The 19,419-nt window shown below is 65.5% G+C and carries 16 protein-coding genes; 9 read left to right on the top strand and 7 right to left on the bottom strand.

Translation table 11 applies throughout. The features are described from left to right. Positions 1-26 precede the first annotated feature (26 nt). Positions 27-440: a hypothetical protein gene (locus tag NY78_RS09330; RefSeq protein ID WP_043634781.1), complete on the top strand. Its 414-nt coding sequence runs from the start codon at positions 27-29 to the stop codon at positions 438-440. A 263-nt stretch (positions 441-703) separates the two neighbouring features. On the opposite strand, the gene NY78_RS09325 is transcribed toward NY78_RS09330, so the two are convergent. The 7 genes from NY78_RS09325 to NY78_RS09295 are packed head-to-tail and all read right to left on the bottom strand — an operon-like array spanning position 704 to position 7,366. Then, positions 704-1,144, bottom strand: a complete 441-nt coding sequence (locus tag NY78_RS09325; protein ID WP_043634778.1) for a hypothetical protein — start codon at positions 1,142-1,144, stop codon at positions 704-706. A 37-nt stretch (positions 1,145-1,181) separates the two neighbouring features. Continuing rightward, positions 1,182-1,598, bottom strand: a complete 417-nt coding sequence (locus NY78_RS09320; RefSeq protein WP_156180908.1) for a type II toxin-antitoxin system HicB family antitoxin — start codon at positions 1,596-1,598, stop codon at positions 1,182-1,184. Continuing rightward, positions 1,588-3,516 (bottom strand): acetate--CoA ligase, encoded by a 1,929-nt coding sequence (gene acs / locus NY78_RS09315; RefSeq protein ID WP_043634774.1) that lies wholly within the window; start codon positions 3,514-3,516, stop codon positions 1,588-1,590. The genes NY78_RS09320 and acs overlap by 11 nt, the downstream gene beginning before the upstream one ends. Positions 3,517-3,547: 31 nt before the next feature. Then, entirely contained in the window at positions 3,548-4,426 is an 879-nt protein-coding gene (locus NY78_RS09310; RefSeq protein ID WP_043634772.1) for a LytR/AlgR family response regulator transcription factor, read from the bottom strand. Positions 4,427-4,428: 2 nt separating this feature from the next. Next, positions 4,429-5,142, bottom strand: coding sequence for a hypothetical protein (locus NY78_RS09305; protein WP_043634769.1), 714 nt, complete (start codon positions 5,140-5,142; stop codon positions 4,429-4,431). Continuing rightward, a complete protein-coding gene (locus tag NY78_RS09300; RefSeq protein WP_043634767.1) occupies positions 5,139-6,290 on the bottom strand; it encodes a type IV pilus twitching motility protein PilT in 1,152 nt (383 codons plus the stop codon). Before NY78_RS09300 ends, NY78_RS09305 begins: the two co-directional genes overlap by 4 nt. A gap of 5 nt (positions 6,291-6,295) precedes the next feature. Then, positions 6,296-7,366, bottom strand: a complete 1,071-nt coding sequence (locus NY78_RS09295; protein WP_043634764.1) for a type IV pilus twitching motility protein PilT — start codon at positions 7,364-7,366, stop codon at positions 6,296-6,298. A gap of 341 nt (positions 7,367-7,707) precedes the next feature. Here NY78_RS09295 and NY78_RS09290 point away from each other — a divergent pair, with 341 nt between their 5' ends. The 8 genes from NY78_RS09290 to NY78_RS09245 all read left to right on the top strand — a co-directional run bounded on the left by NY78_RS09290 (position 7,708) and on the right by NY78_RS09245 (position 19,411). After that, on the top strand, positions 7,708-7,893 hold the full coding sequence (locus NY78_RS09290; protein WP_043634761.1) for a helix-turn-helix domain-containing protein: 186 nt from the start codon (positions 7,708-7,710) through the stop codon (positions 7,891-7,893). A 105-nt stretch (positions 7,894-7,998) separates the two neighbouring features. Continuing rightward, entirely contained in the window at positions 7,999-10,752 is a 2,754-nt protein-coding gene (locus NY78_RS09280; RefSeq protein ID WP_156180907.1) for a hypothetical protein, read from the top strand. Beyond that, on the top strand, positions 10,749-11,282 hold the full coding sequence (locus tag NY78_RS09275) for a hypothetical protein (RefSeq protein ID WP_043634758.1): 534 nt from the start codon (positions 10,749-10,751) through the stop codon (positions 11,280-11,282). The genes NY78_RS09280 and NY78_RS09275 overlap by 4 nt, the downstream gene beginning before the upstream one ends. A gap of 28 nt (positions 11,283-11,310) precedes the next feature. Beyond that, entirely contained in the window at positions 11,311-11,802 is a 492-nt protein-coding gene (locus NY78_RS09270) for a hypothetical protein (RefSeq protein WP_043634754.1), read from the top strand. Positions 11,803-11,837: 35 nt separating this feature from the next. Continuing rightward, positions 11,838-13,862 carry a secretin N-terminal domain-containing protein gene (locus NY78_RS09265; protein ID WP_043634751.1) on the top strand — a complete coding sequence of 675 codons (2,025 nt, stop codon included), beginning with the start codon at positions 11,838-11,840 and terminating at the stop codon, positions 13,860-13,862. A 112-nt stretch (positions 13,863-13,974) separates the two neighbouring features. Then, positions 13,975-16,440 (top strand): ExeA family protein, encoded by a 2,466-nt coding sequence (locus NY78_RS25465; RefSeq protein WP_053062173.1) that lies wholly within the window; start codon positions 13,975-13,977, stop codon positions 16,438-16,440. Between the two features lie 14 nt (positions 16,441-16,454). After that, on the top strand, positions 16,455-18,164 hold the full coding sequence (locus tag NY78_RS09250) for a GspE/PulE family protein (RefSeq protein ID WP_043634748.1): 1,710 nt from the start codon (positions 16,455-16,457) through the stop codon (positions 18,162-18,164). A 20-nt stretch (positions 18,165-18,184) separates the two neighbouring features. Beyond that, entirely contained in the window at positions 18,185-19,411 is a 1,227-nt protein-coding gene (locus NY78_RS09245) for a type II secretion system F family protein (RefSeq protein WP_043634746.1), read from the top strand. Positions 19,412-19,419: the final 8 nt, after the last annotated feature.

The following is a 19,419-nucleotide window of genomic DNA, read 5'->3' as shown; positions in this document are numbered from 1 at the left end:
GATATCGCCGCCAGGGAGGGAGGCGTATGGCTCGAATACTGCAATTCGCACCCCGCCGCCAAGATATACGGTCGCACCGGGAGATTTTGGCTACGGAATTGTCTCCGCGACGGCCGCACATCAGCGATCGGGACTTATGGACAAGGGACTACAGGGAAATCGACAACATTCTTTATGCCATTTTGAAAATCAAGGAGATCCTGGACTACCACCTGTATTATGATGATGTCTGGCCGTATCTGCTGCTGTCGTTTATGGAAGCGGTCCACACCACCAAACAAGGCGGCGGGCAGGATTTGCCGGCCACCGGCGCATCGCTCAAAGATTATGTGCTCTCGGCCGTGACCCCGGACAACAAGCGCGACCTTTCCATGGTGTTGCTTCTGGCCGACCTGATCGAGAAGTCGCCCACCTACCGCGGCACGTCCTCGTCGTCGTAAGGGTGGAGAGAGATGATGGGAAGACAAAGATAAAGATTGGGGCGCTGCCCCAAACCCCGCCGGGGGAATGATTCCCCCGGACCCCCGCACAGGGAGCGAGGGGGGGCGTGACGGAGTGTTTTTCAAGGCCGCAACCGGGTTTGGCGGCATCCTGGCTGGGGAGGATGCACAGTCGAACCCGATTGCGGCCTTTTTGCGGCCTGGCTTCAAGGGGTGGTTTTTCGCGTGGGAGGGGGCGGGCAAACCCTTCCCCCTCCCGGAAATCATTGTCTGGGAAGGTCGCCGGCGTTGCCCCGGCCGCAGCCCGAACGCACGCTCTTGCAGGCCGCGAGGCAGGCCTGGTCGCCGCCGCAGCGCGCCGTGCAGGCTTGGTATTGCTGGGCGCAATAGGCCGGCGATTCGATCATGTACTGGTTGCGGTCCGTGGGCAGCATCTCCGGCGTGACCGTCACCACCGGCAGATTGGGCGGTACCACATACCCGGCAATGGTGAGGTGTTCGACGGCGGCGCAGGTCAGGTTGCATTGGGCGATGACCGCGTTGCACACGACGCTCGGGTCATCGCGCAGGCCCAAGGGGGTGATGATGGTGGCCAAGGGAAGGCCGTCGGGCTTGACGCAGTAAAAGGGGGTTTGGGCGAAGGCGGGGGCCGACAGGCCCAAAAGCAGGCCAAGGGCCATAAGGACGAAGGCAGATCGTTTCATGATTGTTTCCTCCGTATGGGACGCCGGGCGTTATCCCTTATTGTGCGGCATACCGTATCGGTGGAATTTTGCCATGAAAATTTGGCGGCCGTGCGGCGGACGCGACCAAATTTTTTGAGGCGACGGGGAGGCCGGCCGCCTTGGCTGCGGTGGCCACCAGCCGGTGGTTTTGCGGTGTGAGGCGGATGTTGCATTTGCCGGAAAAGGGCTTGTCCGGTTCGCGGCCGCGTTCGCTGCAAAATTCCAGAGAGTCTTCCACGGAATCAGCCAACGCCTGTTCGCGTTCAGGCACGGACGCGCCCTCGAAGGTCACGGTGTCGCGGATGTTGACGACCCGGCCATGGAAGCCGCGGCCTTCGGCGTCGTATTGAATTCGCCGACGAAGTCCTTGTATTTCATGATCTTCATGGCATGACTCCGGCGCTCGCCAGAAAGGAGTAAATTCACTCTTCATCACTCCTCGTCCCAGCGACGCCTTCCCCCAACTCCTCTTCCCGTAACTGCCGCCGCAAGATCTTCCCGCTCCGGGTCCGGGGCAGCGCGTCGCGCAATTCCACCGCCCGCAAGACCACAATCGGCCCGAGTTCGCGGCGCACATGGCTGCGCAGGTCCGCGCCAAAGGCGTCGGCGTCGGCAAAGACGCCGATCCAGCCGGGGTCGGGGATGACAAAGGCCTTGGCCACTTCGCCCTTGATCTTGTCGGGCAGGCCGACCACTGCCGCTTCGCTCACAAACCGGTGGGAGGTGAGCGCCGCTTCCACCTCGGCTGTGCCCACCCGATGCCCGGCGATGTTTAAGACCTCGTCTGCCCGGCCCTGAATCCAGAAATAGCCGTCCTCGTCGCGCCTGGCCACGTCGCCGGCGAAATACAGGCCCGGAATCTTTTCCCAATAGGCCGACACATAGCCGGACGCATCGCCCTCAAGGCCAAGGAGCATTCCCGGCCAGGGCTTTTTGACGACAAGATAGCCGCCCTGGCCCGGCGGCACGCTCTGCCCGGCCGCGTCCACCACGTCGGCCTCGACCCCGGGCAAGGCCTTGCCGACCGAACCGGGCTTTAAAACCGAGATCGGCATGGGCGAAATCATGGCCATGCCGGTCTCGGTTTGCCACCAGGTGTCCAGCAGCGGGCACTTGGAGCCGCCGAAATACTTGTATAGCCACATCCAGGCCTCGGGTCCCAGTGGTTCGCCCACACTGCCTAAAAGGCGCAGGGTCGAGAGGTCGCGCTTTTTGGGATACTGCGGCCCGTAGCGCATGAGCATGCGAATGAGCGTTGGCGTGGTGTAGAAAATGGTGGCCCCGTAGCGTTCGATGATGCTCGGCAGCCGGTCGGCTTGGGGATAGAGCGGATGGCCTTCATACAGGATGACCGTGGCCCCGGTTAAAAGCGGCCCGTAGACGCCGTAGGTGTGGCCGGTGATCCAGCCCGGGTCGGCGGTGCAGAAATGGATATCGGTGGGCTTGATGTCAAAAATAGTGCGGAAGGTGTGGTTGGCCCCGACCATATAGCCGCCGTGGCCGTGGATGACGGCCTTGGGCTTGCCGGTTGAACCGGAGGTGTGCAGCCAAAAGAGCGGATCGTCGGCCTCCATGATTTCGGTGGCCGCCTCGGGCGATTCCTGGCGTAAGAGATCGTGGTAGTAGAGGTCGCGCGGCTCCTGCATGTCGATGTCGTCGCCCGTGCGCCGCACCACCACCACGGTCTCGGCCACCTCGCCCCGGACCCCGGGCAGGGCCTCGTCCACCACGGTCTTTAAATTGATAAGCCGCCCGCCCCGGTAAAAGCCGTCGGCCGTGATGAGCACCTTGGCCCGGCAGTCGTTTAAGCGTTCGCGCAGCACCTTGGCCGAAAACCCGGCAAAGACGAAGACATGCACCGCCCCGATCTTGGCCGCCGCCAGCATGGCCACCACCGTCTCGGGAATGGGCGGCATATAGAGGCACACCCGGTCGCCGCGCGCCACCCCAAGGGCCCGCAAGGCTCCGGCCAGGCGGTTGACCTCGCGGTAGAGCTCGAAATAGGTGAATTTGCGGCAATCCCCGGCCTCGCCCTCCCAGATGAGCGCCAGCTTGTTCTTGGTCCAGGCGCTGACATGGCGGTCCAGGGCGTTGTGGGCGATGTTGCCGCGCGCGCCCGGGAACCAGCGGTAAAAGGGCGCGTCGGAGTCGTCGAGCACGGCATCCCATTTGCGGTGCCACTCCAGTTCCAGGGCGGCTTTTTCCCAATAGCCCAGATAGTCCGACTCAGCCAGACGGTTGGCCTCGGCCAGCTCGTGCGGCTTGACGTTGGCCTCGATGACCGTGGCCGGGGCCGGCCGAAATACCCGTTGTTCCACGAGCAGGGCATCCAGCGTTCCGGTCGTTGTCATCGGTCTCCTCCTTGGCAGGGCGGCGTGCCCATTACAAACCGAGTATCTGCTTCAGCTCGCCAATGCGGCGGCGGCCGATAGGCAGCTCGATGCGGGTTTTGCCGGCGGTGCGCAGCATGAAATTGCCCCCGGGCAGGGTGGCGATCTCGGTCACCTGATCGAGGTTGACCAGGTATTTGCGGTGCACCCGGAAAAAACGGTGGGGCCGCAGCCGTTCTTCAAGATTTTTCAGGCGATACGAGGTCAGAAGCTTTTGGGCGGCCGTGTGGACAAACGAATAATCCTCGTAGGCCTCGATAAAAAGAATCTGGGTGTAGGGCAGTAAAATGGTGCGCCCGTCCAGGGTGATGGGCAGCTTTTCGATGTCCACGGGCCGCTCGTGGCGCGGGTCCCAGGCCTGGCGCAGGGCTGAAAGGAAGCGGTCCTCCTCCTCCTCCTCCAGGGGCAGGCGCACGGTCTCCTCGTCCTCGGCGTCGGCCTCGGCGTCGCGCGGGCTGGAGCCGGCCCGCCATTCCGGGGCCGGTGCCTCGCGAAAAGCCGGGCGGTAGCGGGCCAGACGTTCCAGGGTCTGGCTGAAACGCTGGGGCGTAAACGGCCATAAGAGGTAGTCGGCCGCCCCCAGCTCGAAGGCCCGGAAGGCCCGGGCTTCGTCATCGGCAATAAAGACTAACCCTGGCTGGCGTTTGGCGGCAATGAGGGCTTCGGCCAGTTCAAAACCGCCGACCTCGCCGCCAAGCTCCACCCCGCAAAAAAGCAGGCTGTAGGGAATGGCCCGCAGCAGCTCGGAAGCCTCGTAGGCATCGGCCGCCTCGCCCAGCACCCGGATAAAGTCCACCCGGGCCAGCTGCTCACGCAGGGCGGTGCGGACCAGCGGATCGGGATGCACAAGCAGGGCGGTGATGCGGTCCATGGCTAGCCGCGTTCCCCGGCCAAAAGCGTCGGTTGGGCGGCGCAGCGTTTCAGGGCTTCCCGGAGGCGTTCAACCTTGGCGTCGGGGTTGCGCTCGTCCAGCACGGCATCGGCGCTATGGGCAAAAGCGGCCATGGCGTCGGCGTCCGGGCAGGGGAGCAGGGCCAGCAGGGTAAGCGCTTCGCGGCTGCGGCCGGGCAGGGCGTCGGCTGCGGCCTGGACCGTCCGGGCCGCCTCGCCGTCGTCAAGGAGCACCACGTCCGGGGCCAGGGCCAGGAAATCGGCCAGGGCCTGCTTGGCGGTCCCGGGGAAAAGGACATGCCAGTCCGGTCCCAGAGTATGTCCCAGGGCTGCGGCCCAGTCGGCCTCGGCCACGGCGGCCAGGGCGATCCGGGCGGCCGGCGGCGCCGGGCTTGGCGGCGGCAGATCGCCGGCCGGGAGGGGAGGCGCTTGCTTGGCCGGTGGCGCCTCCGACGTCTGTTCCGGTTGCGGCGTCGCTTGGGGGCTTGGGGCTGGCTGCGTCAACGGCCCGGAGGAAGCATCCGGGGCGCTCTGGTCGTCCACCACAACGCCGCGCTCGGTGCGCACACAGGTGCGCCGCACCCCGCAGGCCGGGCAGGTGAAGGCGGCCCGGCCGCCGACCGGCAGCTTGTCGGCCGGGAGGCTCAGGCGGTGTCCGCCGCAGGGGCAGGCAATGACCATGGGCTGGGCGGTCATGCTCCCTCCAGGGTCAGGCCGGCGATGTTCGAGATGGGCAGGCCGCGGGCGGTCTTGACGGCGTCCAGCGCCCGGGCCAGGGCGGCTCGGTCCGAAGCCTTGGCCAGGGCGGTTTCCTCGCTGATGACCCCGGCCCCGAACAGGGCGGCGGTGGCCGCGTCAAAGCCGACCATGCCGTGGGGCGCGCCTTGTTCGATGATGTCGGCAAACCCCAGACTCGATTCCTGGCCGCCGGCAATGCGTTCCCGCACCCGCAGATTGGCAAAAAGCACTTCCGCCGAAACGGCCCGGCCGCCGCCCAGGCGGGGCAGCAGCCGCTGGGCCACGACATAGCGCAGGCAGCCGGCCAGTCGGCTGCGGGCCAGCTTTTCCTCGGCCGGCCCGAAAAAGGCCAGGACCCGTTCCAGGGCTCCGGCGCAATCGGCGGTGTGCAGGGTGGCCAGGACCAGATGGCCGGTTTCGGCCGCAGCCAGGGCCGCGTCCACGGTGTCGCGGTCCCGGGCCTCGCCAAGGACAATGACCTGCGGGGCCTGACGCAGGGCGGCGCGCAGGCCTTCGGCAAAATCGGGAAAATCCGTGCCCAGTTCGCGCTGGCTGACCGCTCCCCGGCCCGGCGGCAGCAGGCATTCGACAGGGTCTTCCAGGGTCACCACATGGACCGGGCGGGTCTCCAGAATGGCGGCGGCCAGGGCGGAGAGCGTCGTGGATTTGCCCGAGCCCGTGGCCCCGACCACCAGCACCAGGCCGTCGGCCAGGGCCGGCAGACGCGCCAGCGCCGGCGGCAGGTCCAGGTCCTGCAGTCTGGCCGGACAGGCCGGCAGGCGGCGAAGGACGAGGCCGATACTGCCCCCGGCCCGGTGGATGTTGGCCCGAAACCGCGTGCCGCCGGGGTGGCGGTAGCCGGCATCGCAGCTGCCGCGCCGGGAGAGATCGGCAAGCAGCCGGGCATCGTTGCCCACAAGGCCCCGGGCCAGGACGGTGGTCTGGTGCGGGGTGAGGCGGCCGGCCACGCTGGGCAGGGCCAGGGGCGCAAAGGCTCCGTCCAGGAGCGCTCCGGGCGTGCCTCCGGCCGGGAACAGGAAATCCGACGCCCTGGGGGAGCTCTCCAGGGCCGCGCCGATCACGGCGTCGAGGATGCGTCGGGGCACGGAGCTTACGCCTCCCCGGCCTTGGGCGCGGCTTCGGCAAAACGGGTCTTGTTGGCGGCGTTCCGCCAGGCGTCGACCGGGTCGATGCGTCCGGCGGCCAGCAGTTCGAGCAGGGCGTCGTCGAGCGGGCGCATGCCCTGGGACTTGCCGGTCTCCAAGACGGAGCCGATCTGGAAAATTTTGTTCTCGCGGATGAGGTTTCGAACGGCGGTGTTGGCCAGGAGCAGTTCCATGGCCAGGACCCGGCCCGGGGCGTCGGCGCGCCGCAGCAGGGTCTGGGAGATGACCGCGGTGAGCGATTCCGACAGGGCCGAGCGGATCTGGGCCTGCCGGTCGCCGGGGAAAACGTCGATGACCCGGTCGATGGTCTTGGCCGCCGACACGGTGTGCAGGGTGGAGAGCACCAAATGGCCGGTTTCGGCGGCTTCCAGGGCCAGTTCGATGGTTTCCAGGTCGCGCATTTCGCCAACCAGGATGATGTCCGGGTCCTCGCGCAAGGCTCCTCTCAGGGCCGTGGCAAAGGAGCGGGTGTCGCGGCCCACCTCGCGCTGGTTGATCAGGCAGCCGGAGGAGGTGTGCACGAATTCGATGGGGTCTTCAACGGTGATGATGTGGTCGCGCCGGTTGTCGGCGGCGTGGCGCAACATGGCGGCCAGGGTGGTGGATTTGCCCGAACCGGTCGGGCCGGTGACCAGGATCAGGCCCTTGGGCCGCATGACCAGCTCGCCCAGGATGGCCGGCAGGTCGAGCTCGGACAGGGTGGGCACGGTTTCCGGGATGGCCCGGAAAGCAGCCGATACGCCGCGTTCCTGGCGAAAATAGTTGCAGCGCAGCCGGCCGATGCCCGGGGCGGCGTGGGCGAAATCCAGGTCGCCGGTGGCCTCGAAGACTGCAATCAGGCGTTCCGGGGCGATTTCGTAGAGCAGGGATTTGAGTTCCTCTTCTTCGAGCACCTTGTATTTGATGCGTTCCAGCCGGCCGGAAAGACGCAACATGGGCTGGGAACCGCTGGCCAGATGCAGGTCTGAAGCCCCGGTATCCTTGAGCATTTTAAAAAAGGCGTCGAGTTGGGCCATGGGCCGGCGCTCCTTGGGGCGACAAGATGGCCGACGCTAGCATGGAAGTGGCCGGCTTTGGAATCGTCCCGGAGGTGGTTGCCAGGGGCACGGGTCTTGTACTGTCAGGAACTGAAACATTGCGGGTCCGAAGCCGGGAGGCTCCAGGCGAGGAATTCCGGGATGTTTGGCGGTGGGAAGGACCGTCAAACCGTTTGACGAAATGAAACGAGGACGACCGGTGAGCAAGAAAATGAAACACCCGCAGCCCTGTGGCAGGGGGCAGACCCCCGGGCAGATCCTTTTTTTTGGGCCGAACGTCATCGTATTTATCGTTCGTTAACGACAAGGAGTGATGCGACATGCACGAGCGCGAGAAGGAAGTGAAGGAGACGTACACAGTCCGGGAAGTGGCAAAACTGCTCAAGTGCAGTGACCAGACAGTGCGCAAGTTTTTAAACGGCAAGGAACTTCGTGGGGCAAAGGTCGGTCGGAGTTGGCGAATTTGTCATGATGAAGTGGTACGGATGACGCGTTTGCAGGGCTAGGGGCACACCTCGAACCGCCACGGGGTCCCTGGGCCGGCATACGGATTGGACAGCGGGGGCGCGGCAGGGAAGCGAGCGGCACTGCACTGTAACGGGAGACACACGGTGGCCAAGGAAGACAAAATTACGCCGAGCCAGCGGCTGTTGGACCTGATCCGCAAGCCGCCGGGAAGGGACGCTGCGGGCGTGGCGGCTTGGCCGGCGGCGAAACCCGCGCCCCAGGCCCAGGTTTCGAGTCCGGCCACGCCACCGGCTGCGGCTGCGGACCCGGCATCGTCTTCGGCTGCGACCAGAACTCCGCCCCCGACCCCGGCTGCGGCTGCGACACCGACACTGGAGTTGGACCCGATACCGGAGGTGGCTCCGATACCGGATGTGGACCCGGCAACGACCTCGGATGCGACTGCGACCACGACACTGGATTTGGAACCGACATTGGATCTGGAGCCGACACCGGTTGCGGCTCCTGCATCGTCTTCGGCTGCGGCAACGACATTGGCAGCGGACCCGACGCCGGAGGTGGCTCCGATACCGGATGTGGACCCGGCAACGACTTCGGCTGCGACTGCGACCGCGACACTGGATCTGGAACCGACACTGGATCTGGAGCCGACACCGGAGGTGGCTCCGATACCGGCTGCGGACCCGGCATCGTCTTCGGCTGCGACTGCGACCACGACACTGGATCTGGAACCGACCTTGGATCTGGAGCCGACACCGGAGGCGACACCGGCTCCGGCTGCGGACCCGGCTCCGGCTGCGGCCACGACACGGGCATCGGCACCGACACCGGCTACGGATTCGGCTGCCGCCAAGGCGAACAAGGCGGCCAAGGCGGCCAAGGCGGCCAAGGCAGCAGTCAAGGCTGCGGTTCGCGCAGCAGGACCCCGGCGTTCCCTGTTTTCCTTGGGCAAGAAAACCCAGGTCGGCGTGGATATTTCCCAGTCCGAACTGGTGTGCGTGAAGATCCTGGGCCATGACGCCGGATTCGAGGTGTTGGCCGCCGAGGTGACGGCCATCCCTTCGGAGGTGGAGCCGGGCAGCCAGGCCTTTCTCGAACTGCTCCGCCGCACGCTGAGGGCCGTGTGCGGTCCCGGACCGATTCCTCCGATCTGGGCGGCGGCCCAGAGCGCCCGGGCCAATCTCCAGTTTCTGACCATCCCCAAGGTGGCGTCGCGGCAAGTGGACAACGCGGTGTTCTGGACGGCCAAAAAAGAGATGGGGTTTGAAGAGAACACCGTGGTGTTCGACTTCGAACGCCGGGGAGAGGTGGCTGAAAAAGGGGTCATGCGACTGGGGGCCATGGCCTATACCACGCCGCGTGAGGCTGTGGCGGTCATCCGCAACGATTTCGCCAAGGCCGGATTTCCCCTGGCCGGGCTGACCCTGGAACCTTTTGCCCACCAGAACCTCTTTCGTCGGCGCATCCTCGCCGAAGGCGCGACCGGGGCCATTGCCAACCTGCATGTGGGCCAGCACTGGTCGCGTCTGGAAATTTTCAGCAACGGCAATCTCATGTTCGTGCGGGTCATCAAGACCTCCATGTCGGGCATGGAGCAGGCCGTGCTGGAGGCCCTGGAGACGCGCGGCGTTTCCGGCGCAACCGCCCCGGCCGCTCCCATGGGGATGACCATCGCCCCGGCTCAGGAACCGGCCGGACCGCGCGAGGAGATGGTGTTCGACCTCGATGCCCTGGGGGCAAGCGATACCGGGCTGATTCTTGAGCTCGACGCTGCCCCGGAGGCTGCGCCAGTCGAACCTGAACCCCAGCCGGCCGCCTCTTCCCGCCCGTCCGTGGCAGTGGAGCCCGGCCATGCCCGGGAACTGGTCGAAGCGGTCATCTACGGCTGTATGCCCGAAGGGGAATGCCATCCGGGGAACGGTCTGGAAATTGAGGACGTCATGGAGATGCTGCGCCCGGTGGCCTCGCGCCTGGTGCGGCAGGTGGAAATGACGATCAAGCATTACCGCGAGTCCCTGGGCCATGGGCCGGTCACCCAGCTCACGGTGTCCGGGGTGCTTGGCGGCAGCGCGCTTTTTATCGAATTTATCCGCGAGAATATCGGCCTGCCCTGCACGCCCCTGGATATTCTGTCCGGGCGCAGACTGCCGCCCAGGTTCTCCCTGGATCGCAACACCCCGGCCCCGGTTTTCACCCAGGCCTTGGGGCTGGCCCTGTCGGACAACGCCATCACGCCAAGCGTCTTTCTGACCTATAAGGAACGCTCCGCCACCCACACCTCGCGTCTGCTGGAACAGTGGTCCCTGGTCGGGCTGGCGGCGGTGCTTGCCAGCATGGCGCTTTTTTTCTTTGCGGCGGTATCGCAGCGCCATGACCTTGAAAAGGTGCGCGATGGGCTGGCGACGCAACTGGCCGTGTACGGTTCGAGTCTGGATGCCACAGCCCTGTCGCACAAGGCCGCAGAGTTGCGGGGCAAGGTCGAGGCCATGCGGCGTTACGTCTCGCGCAATCGCATTGTCGGCGTTTGGGAGGAAGCGTTGTCCCTGGCGCCGGAAGGCGTGCGGCTCGGCACGCTGACGGCGGAATGCGGTCCGGCGGACAAGCCGGCCAATCCGGTCAATCCGGGTAATCAGGGCAAACCGGCCAAGCCGGCGGGGCAACATGCGTCGGGCGACAAGGACCCCAATGCCCCGGTGGCGCGGCTGGTGGTGGAAGGCGTGGTGACCGGTGATTCCCGGCTGTTCGACTCCATGCTGGCCAGCTACGTGGTGGCCCTGGAGGGGTCGCCCCTGTTTGAAGACGTGGCGGTCAAGCGCAATGAGCTTGAAAACCTCGAAAGCGGCGCAACAACCCTGCGCTTCGTGGTGACGCTCAACCTCTCGGAGGTCCAGCCATGACCCTGGCCGACATCAGACACGCCCTGCCGGCCCGGACTCTGGTCACCCTGGCTGTGGGCGCAGCCGTGGCCCTCGGGTTTGCTGCGGTGTTCCTTCTGCCCGAATACCGGGAAGTGGAATCGTTAACAGCCCAAGTGGCCGAGATGCAGAGCCTCTTGGAACAAAATCGCCAAATCGAACCAGTGGCCAAGGCCCTGGCCGAGGCCCAGGCCAAGGTGCGCCCCTTGGGCGCTGTTGGCGGCCAGAGCAAATTGCCGCTGGCCGAGGTGGAACGGTTGACCGCCGTGTTCGACAGCCTGGCCAAGCCGCTTGGGCTACGGATGACCGGGGTTTCCCCGGATGCCTCCTCGGTGACCCGGGAGGGCCTTTTGGCGGTCCGTCTGGCCTTTCTTGGGCCGCCCGACGCAGTGCGGCAGTTCATGCTGTCCCTGGGCGGCTTTGGTCCCCTGGTCAAAGTGGAGTCCGTCACCACCATGTTTGGCCGGGAGGGGCGGGAATACACCATGAAATGCTGGCTGGCCGTGCAATGAGCCGACGCCTGGATAAGGAGTTAGCGGCATGACCCGGCGTGAAAAAATTATCCTGGCCGCGACCGGCATTGTGGCTGTCATCGGCTTTGGCTCGCTGTTTATGGGCGACAAGCCGGCCGGACAGCCGGGGAAGCCGCAGGTGGCCCAGACGGAGGCGGTGGGGAAGATCCGGGACGACGTCATGTCCCTGGTCCGGCAGGCCACGGCCGGCAAGACGGAATCAGCGCTTATGGCCGCCATCGAGAAGCCCTGGCGGTCCCAGGTGTTCTACGACAAGCCGCTGGAGGCCCATAACGCTTCCGCCAAACCCACGGCCATCCCTCGGTTTACGGGATACGTGGAGTTGGGGTCAGGCCGGTTGGCGGTCATAGACGGCTATGAATATCAGGCCGGCGACAGCCTGGAGGGCGGCGGCTACAAGGTACTCGCCGTCTCTCCGGACAAGGTGACGCTGGAGAGCCTGGCCAATGGTCAGAAGTTGGAGCTTCCTTACGACGGGCAGGAATCCCAGGGACGATAGGCCTGGTCGCAAACGCGCCGGGATGGGAGAGGAATATGCGAAGCACGGGCAGGAACAGACGGCGACTTGGCCGGACGGGGTGGGCGGCGCTGGCCACGGCAGTGTTGCTGGCGGCCGTGGCCGGGTGCGTGAAAAAGCCCCAGAAGGATGCGTTTATGGAGCACTGGGACACCATGGCGCAAAAGTCCGAAGGCTACTCCCCGGTGGCGAGGCCGCGCAAGGTGGAATTCAGCAAAGTCGCCATTACGCCCAAAAAAGAGGAAAAGGTCGAGACCAAGGCGGTGCGGCCTCTGCCCAAGCAGCACATGACCCTTCGCATGTACGACACCGATCTGGTGACGGTGGTGCGGGCCATGGCCCGGGCGGCCAACCAGAATGTGGTGTTGTCCTCGTCCATCCCTGGTTCGGCCGGCAGCGACAAACCCCTGCGCATCAACGTCAACGTGGTCGACGCCCCCTGGGATGAGACCTTTACGAGCATCCTGTCGGCCAACGGGCTGGCCTATACCCAGGAAGGCGACATCATCAAAGTCATGACCCTGGGCGACATGGAGCAGCAAAACAAGCTCAAGGAAGCGAGCAACAAGCTGCTCGCCGAAAAAACCAAGGCCAAGGAGCTTGAACCCTTTGTCATGGCCCGGGTGGAGATCAACTTCGCCGAACTGCCGAAAATTTACGCCACCCTAAGCGCCATGTGCGGCTCGACGGGCCAGACCGGCCTGGCCGCGCCTGCCGCCCCGGCCGCGAACAAACCCGGCGAGACCGCCCGGGACATCACCCCGACGGGCGCAGCCGGCGACGCCATGAGCATCACCGCTCCCGGCGGCAGCCGTCATCCCGGCCAGCTCAACTGCTCGGTCGTGCCGGACCAGCACAGCAATTCCATCATCATCCAAGGCCCGCCAAACGACGCCGAACGGCTGGTGGCGCTGATCGAGGAACTCGACAAGCCGCGCCCCCAGGTCAAGCTCAAGGCCTTTATCGTCCAGACCGATCAGACAACCGGCCGCCAGCTCGGCGTGCAGTGGGGCGGGTTGCTCAAAAACTCCAATCTGCGTGTTTCCCCGGCCCAGACCGGCACCTCCACCACCACGACTGCGGCCAACAACACCGGCAGCAATACCGCCGGCACCAGCAACGCGACGAACAGTTCGCTTAATGCCACCGGGAACAATGCCCTTAACGGCACGACCACCACCACAACCAACGCCGATGGTTCGGTGACGACCACGACGACCTCCACCGCTGCGGACATCGCTGCCGCCGCCGCGGCCAGCGCCCTGCTCGGCGCCACCGGGGCCGCGTCCAACGCCTCCACCGGCAGTACCGCGCTGGCCAGCACGGCCTCGCCCATCTTCCCGGGCGGCACCTCGGGCCAGGGCTTTGGCCTCAACTACCCGGCCCTTTCCAGTGCCCTGACCTCGGCCTCGGGCCTGGGCGCGGCCGGAGCCGGCGTCAACTTCCTGTTTGGCAATATCGCCGGCAACGTGCTGGAAGCCCAGCTCACCGCCCTGGCCGAGGAAAACAAGGTCAAGATCCTCTCCAGCCCGACCATCACCACCATGGAGAACGTCTCGGCCTTCATCGAAAACGGCAAGGACGTGCCCTACGTATCCACTTCGCAAAACGGCACCAACGTCCAGTTCGCCCACGCCACCCTCAAGCTCGAAATGCTCCCCCACGTGGTGGACGGCACCAATCTGCGCATGAAGATCCTGGTCAAAGACGATCAGGTCGATACCGCCAATTCCGTCCAGGGCAACCCGCTTATCTACAAGCGTGAAACCCAGTCCAATCTGGTGGTGGAAGACGGCGACACCATCGTCATCTCCGGCCTGACCCGGGACGAGGTGAGCGACAACCAGTCCGGCGTGCCGTATTTGAGCGACATTCCGGGCCTGGGCTGGGCGTTCAAGTCCAAGGGGTCGAGCATCGTGCGCAATGAAATCTTCATCTTCGTTACGCCGACGATCTTGCGCGAAAAGCCCATCGCGCCGACCCCGGCGGCAGTCGATGCGGCCGGGCCTCCGGTGGCCTCGGCGGCCATGGTGCGGCCGTGACCGGGGACAAACCGGGCGGGCGGCCGGGGCCGTTGCCCCTGTGCGGTCCATCCGGGAACAGTGCGCATTTGCGCCGGCGGGCCAGCCGGCAACAGGACAGGAGGAGGCGGTCATGAGTTACTATCAAGCCCTGGGACTGACGCGGGAACCCTTTTCCAACTCGCCGGACCCGGACATGCTGTACCGTTCCAGGACCCATCTGGAATGCCTGCAACACATGGAAATCGCCGTGCGCCTGCGCCGGGGACTCAATGTGGTGCTGGGCGAGGTCGGCACCGGCAAGACCACGCTGAGCCGCGAACTGATCCGGGTGCTGGCTCAGGAAGGCGACATCGAGGCCTATCTGCTCGATGACCCCTACTGCCCCTCGACCACGGAATTTCTTCTTTCCCTGGCCCGGCTTTTTGGCCTGGACACGACCGCCCAGGGCCGGGACGCGGCGCTGCTCAAGGATGCGCTCAAGGCCGAGCTGCTCTCCCGGAGCCAAAACGGCGGGCGCACCGTGGCCCTGGTCGTCGACGAAGGCCAGAAGATCACGCCGGAGTGTCTGGAACTGTTGCGCGAACTGCTCAATTTCGAGACCAACGCCCACAAGCTCCTGCAGATCGTCATTTTTGCCCAGACCGAGTTTGAAGAGATCCTGCACGAGCGGCCCAATCTCGAGGACCGGGTGAATTTTCTCTATCGCCTGACGCCCCTGGACCGGGTCCAGACCCGGCGCATGATCGAGACCCGGCTGCTGTTGTGTACCCCGGACGGCAAGATTCCCGCAATTTTTACCCGGCTGGCCCTGCGGCGCATCCACAAGCTCACCGGCGGCTATCCGCGAAAGATCGTGCGCCTGTGCCATCTGTCCATGCTTCTGGCGGTTGGTTTCGGCAAGCGCCGCATCGGCTGGGGCCTGGTTGGCCGGGCCTCCCGGGAATCCCTGGGCGTTGGCCGGGTCTGGTTGCGCCGACTGGTTGTGGTCGGGGCGGCCGGTTCGTTGGCGGCGCTGCTGCTGCATATTGCCGGCCCGGCTTTGCCGGACGCCCGCCAAGCCGCTCTGGACGCCCTGGGCCGGATGCAGACGAGTCTTTCCGCCGTCGTGTTTGATCCGGCTGCGCCGGCGGCTGCCCCGAAGGTTGCCGCTGCCTCGGCCGCCGCAGCCAATGTCCCGGCCCCGGCCGCCCTGCCGGCTGCGCCCGAGGCCCCCAAGACCGTGGCCGAGGTGCCGGCCTGTGAAGAGGCCCTGGGCCTGACCGCCTCGACGTCGGCCCCGACGGCCACGCCGACCGTGGCCAAGACTGCGGCCCCGGCGAAAAAGCCGGTCGAGACGGCCTCGGCCGCCCCGGCCGTTCCGGTCAGGGACAAAGCGGTTGAGCCTGCCCCCCAGGTTGCCCCGGCGGCCACGCCGGCCGTGGCAGCCAGCCCCTCCAGCCATGCCGCCCCCCAGGCGGAGCCGACCCAGGCTGGGACGGTGACGGCGGAGGCGCAAATCACCAAGGCTGCGGCTGCCGCAGCAACCAAAGCGCCGGTCGAGGCCGCCCCGGTTGTCCGGGCGGCGGCAGCGGCCCTCGCCCAGGCCCCGGACGCTGCGGCAGCGAGCGCGCCTGCCGCCACTGTTGCGGCTCCGGTTGCGACCGCGCCGGCGGCACCGGCCGTTGCGCCTTTGGCCGAGCCCGTGGCCCTGGTCCGCTCCCATGGCCTGGGACGTCCGGAGCCGGCTGCGCCGGCTGCCGTGCCTGCCGTGCAGTCTGCCGCTCCGGTTCTGGCCACCGTGCCTGCCGCGCCCGCCCAGGCCGTCCCGTCCCCGGCCGTTGTCGCTCCCCGGCCGGCCTTCGCCCCGGCCGCTCCGGCCCAGGGACTTGGCGCGGCCCTGACCCTGGCCGCCGCAGCCTTGCCGCCGGAACCGGCCGATCAGATTATTGTGGTGTCGCCGGAATACGCCGACTCCTTGCAGGCGACGCCTGCCGCCGTTCCGGTCGCCCCGGTCGCCCCGGCCGCCGCTGCGGTTGCCGCTCCGGCCCTGCCCGCAATCCTCGGCGAAACCACCGTTCCTTCAGGCTGGGCAGTCACCCGGCAGGCGGCCAGAATCTACGGCCACGCCCGGCGCAGCGTCATGACCCGGATTGCCAAGGTCAACCCGGGCATGGACTTCAACCGGGTGCGCGCCGGCGACCCCATTGTCTTCCCGACTATTCCCGCCGAGCCGCTGCCGCAGGGGGCCTGCCTGATCCGGGTGGGCATGGTGGAGAGTCTGCAAAAGGCCTTTGCCGTAATCGGCCAGCAGCGCGAGGCCGATCCCGGCTTGTCGCTGTATTGCACGGTGCAAACCGGGGGAACCCTGCATTTTGACCTGGTCCTGGCCAATGTGTTCCAGAACCGCCAGGAAGCCGAGATCGCTCTGGCCGGGCTGCCCCGCCACCTGGCCGCCGCGGCCGTGGTGGTGGACGGATATCCGGCCGGAACCGTGGCCCTGACCGATGTCTCCCTGTGGCCGGGACAGCCGGGCGCGCAGAAAATAGCCGCTCCGGCCCGGTCCGGGGCCAGACAGGTGGCCGTTTCCGGGCCGGCCCGACAGGATATGCTGCCGTAAAGGACGTCACGATCATGGACCCGAGAAAACGTTTGCGCCTGGGCGAGATGCTTGTCGCTGCCGGCCTTATCTCTGACGATCAGTTGCGCCAGGGCCTGGCCGCCGGCAAACGCAGCGGTCTGCGCCTTGGCCAGCAGCTCGTGCGGGACGGCATTGTCAAGGAAGCCGACATCGTCGACCTCATCAGCCGACAGACGGGGCTGGCCAAGTACACCCCGGAACGCTATCCCGTGACCTCCAGTCTGGCCGAGCTGTTGCCGGCCGAGATGGCCCTGCGGGCCAAGCTCGTGCCCTTGTCCAAGGTCGGCAACCTGATCCGCGTGGCCATGCCCGATCCCCTGGACATCACCACCATCGAAGATATCGAGATCTATAAAAACTGCGAGGTGGAGCCGGTCATCTGCACCGAGCGGGAGCTTGGGTACCTGACCAGTTCCGTCTATGGCATGGGCCTTGGCAGCGAAGGCGTGCTCGACAGCATCGAGTCCATGCGCGACGGCGACGAACCGGCGGCCCCCCGGGCTTCCGAGGAAATGCAGCTGAGTTCCCTGGAGGACATGGCTGGCGAAGCCCCGGTGGTGCGTTTCGTCAATTCGCTGCTGTCCCAGGCCGTGCGCGAAGGGGCCAGCGACGTCCACATCAGCCCCGAACGCGATCAGGTGCAGATCCGGATGCGCATCGACGGCAAGCTCAAAGCCGTGCCGTCGCCGCCCAAGCCCATGATCCTGCCGATTATTTCCCGCATCAAGATCCTTGGGAACCTCGATATCTCGGTGAGCCGCATTCCCCAGGACGGCCGGTTTTCCGTGGCCATCGACCGCAAGGAAATCAACATCCGCGTCTCGACCCTGCCCACCATCTACGGCGAAAACCTGGTCCTGCGTCTGCTCGACATGAGCGGCGGGGGCCTGGCCCTGTCCGATCTTGGGCTTTCCGCCGACGATCTGGCCAAGGTCCGGCTGGTGGTGGACAAGCCCTACGGTCTTTTTTTGTCCACCGGGCCTACGGGGTCGGGCAAATCCACCACGCTTTTTGCCCTGCTGCGGGAAATAAGCCGCCCGGACATCAACGTCATCACTCTGGAAGATCCGGTGGAATACCGGATGGAAGGGGTGCGCCAGGTGCAGCTTAACCGCAAGGCCGGCATGACCTTCGCCAGCGCCCTGCGTTCCACCCTGCGCCAGGACCCCGACGTGGTGCTGGTCGGCGAAATCCGCGACGCCGAAACGGCGGCCATCGCCACCCAGGCGGCCCTGACCGGCCACAAGGTGCTCTCCACGGTCCACACCAACGATGCCGCCGGCGCGGTCATGCGGCTGATGGACATGGGCATCGAACCGTTTCTCGTGTCCTCCACCCTCATGGTTTCCATTGCCCAGCGTCTGGTGCGCCGGATATGCCCCAACTGCGCCGAACCCTACACGCCGCGTCCGGAGGTCTTGCGTTTCTGGAATCTGGAAAATACCGCCGACGCCGTATTCATGCGTGGCCGGGGGTGCTATCTGTGCGGCGACTCCGGCTTCAAGGGGCGTCTTGGCCTCTTTGAGATCCTGGTCATCGACGAGGAGATCCAGGAGATGGTGGCCAAGCGGGCAACGTCCCGGGAGATCACCCGGTTTGCGGCGGATTCGGGCCGCCTGAAGCTGTTGCAGGACGACGCGCGATTGAAGATCCTGGAAGGCAAGACCACCTTTGAGGAAGCCTCCTCGGCGGTCCTGGTCTGATGGAATAAAGGACGGAGACGGTGCCGCAATACGCCTACGAGGCCATCAACGAGTCCGGGAACACGGTCAAGGGCGTGCTGGAAGCTGACAGCACCGATGCGGTCAAGGCACGCCTGTCGGGCATGGGCTATATTCCCGTGGCCGTGCAAAAGGGCGTCGGTGGATCGGCCGGAGGCTTTGGCGAAAATCTCGAGGCCATGCTGTCCCGGGTCAGCGCCCAGGAATTGATTCTTTTTACCAAGCAGTTCAAGACCATGCTTGGGGCCGGCCTGTCGATGCTGGAAATCCTCAAGGTGCTTGAGCAGCAGTCGGAAAACCCCCGACTGCGCAAGGTCTGCGCCAATATGGCCGACGCGGTCAAAAAAGGCGCGACCATTTCCGACGCCCTGGCCGCCCAGAAAGGCGTGTTCAGCGAACTCTACATCAGCATGGTCCGGGCCGGCGAAGCCGCCGGCGCCTTGCCGGCCGTGCTGGATCGTCTCATCTACATTGTTTCCCATGAACATCAGGTGCGTACCGACATCAAGTCCGCCCTGCAATATCCCATCACCGTGGTCATTGCCTTGGGCGGCGCTTTTTTCTTTCTGCTCAAATTCGTCGTACCGACCTTCGCCGGCATCTTTGCCAGCGCCAAGATCGAACTGCCCTGGCCGACCCGTATGGCGCTCCTTTTGCACGATGTCATCGACAAATACGGGTTTATCACCTTTGGCAGCCTGTTTCTCGTCGTCGTGTCCCTGTATCTATGGTTTCGAACGGAACACGGCAAGGTGACCCGGGATGCGTTTTTTCTGCATATCCCGATCATTGGCATGTTGCTGCGCAAGGCGGCCATGTCGCGGTTCGCCTCCATCTTTTCCATCCTGCAGGCCAGCGGCGTGCCGGTACTCACCACCATTGACATTCTGGTCGGCACCATCGGCAATGCCGCCATCGCCAGTGAATTCCGGCGAATCCAGGAGATGATCCGTTCCGGCCAGGGGTTGGCCGGTCCGTTGTCGCGGGCCAAGTATTTCACCCCTATGGTGGTGACCATGGTGGCTGTTGGCGAGGAGTCGGGCAATCTCGACGAGATGCTCTCGGCGATAAGCGCACATTATGACACCGAAGTGGCCTACGCCGTCAAACGGCTGTCTGACGCCCTGGGGCCGGTGCTTATCGTCGGTCTGGCCGGCGTGGTAGGCTTTTTCGCCATGGCCATCTTTTTGCCTATGTGGGATATGTCGCAGGTGGCATTCAAACGGTAAACCATCCT

It is taken from the genome of Desulfovibrio sp. TomC, assembly GCF_000801335.2.
In the GTDB taxonomy this organism is placed as follows: domain Bacteria; phylum Desulfobacterota; class Desulfovibrionia; order Desulfovibrionales; family Desulfovibrionaceae; genus Solidesulfovibrio.
The sequence above is the reverse complement of the archived record's forward strand: the minus strand, read 5'-3'. Positions and strand labels throughout refer to the sequence as shown.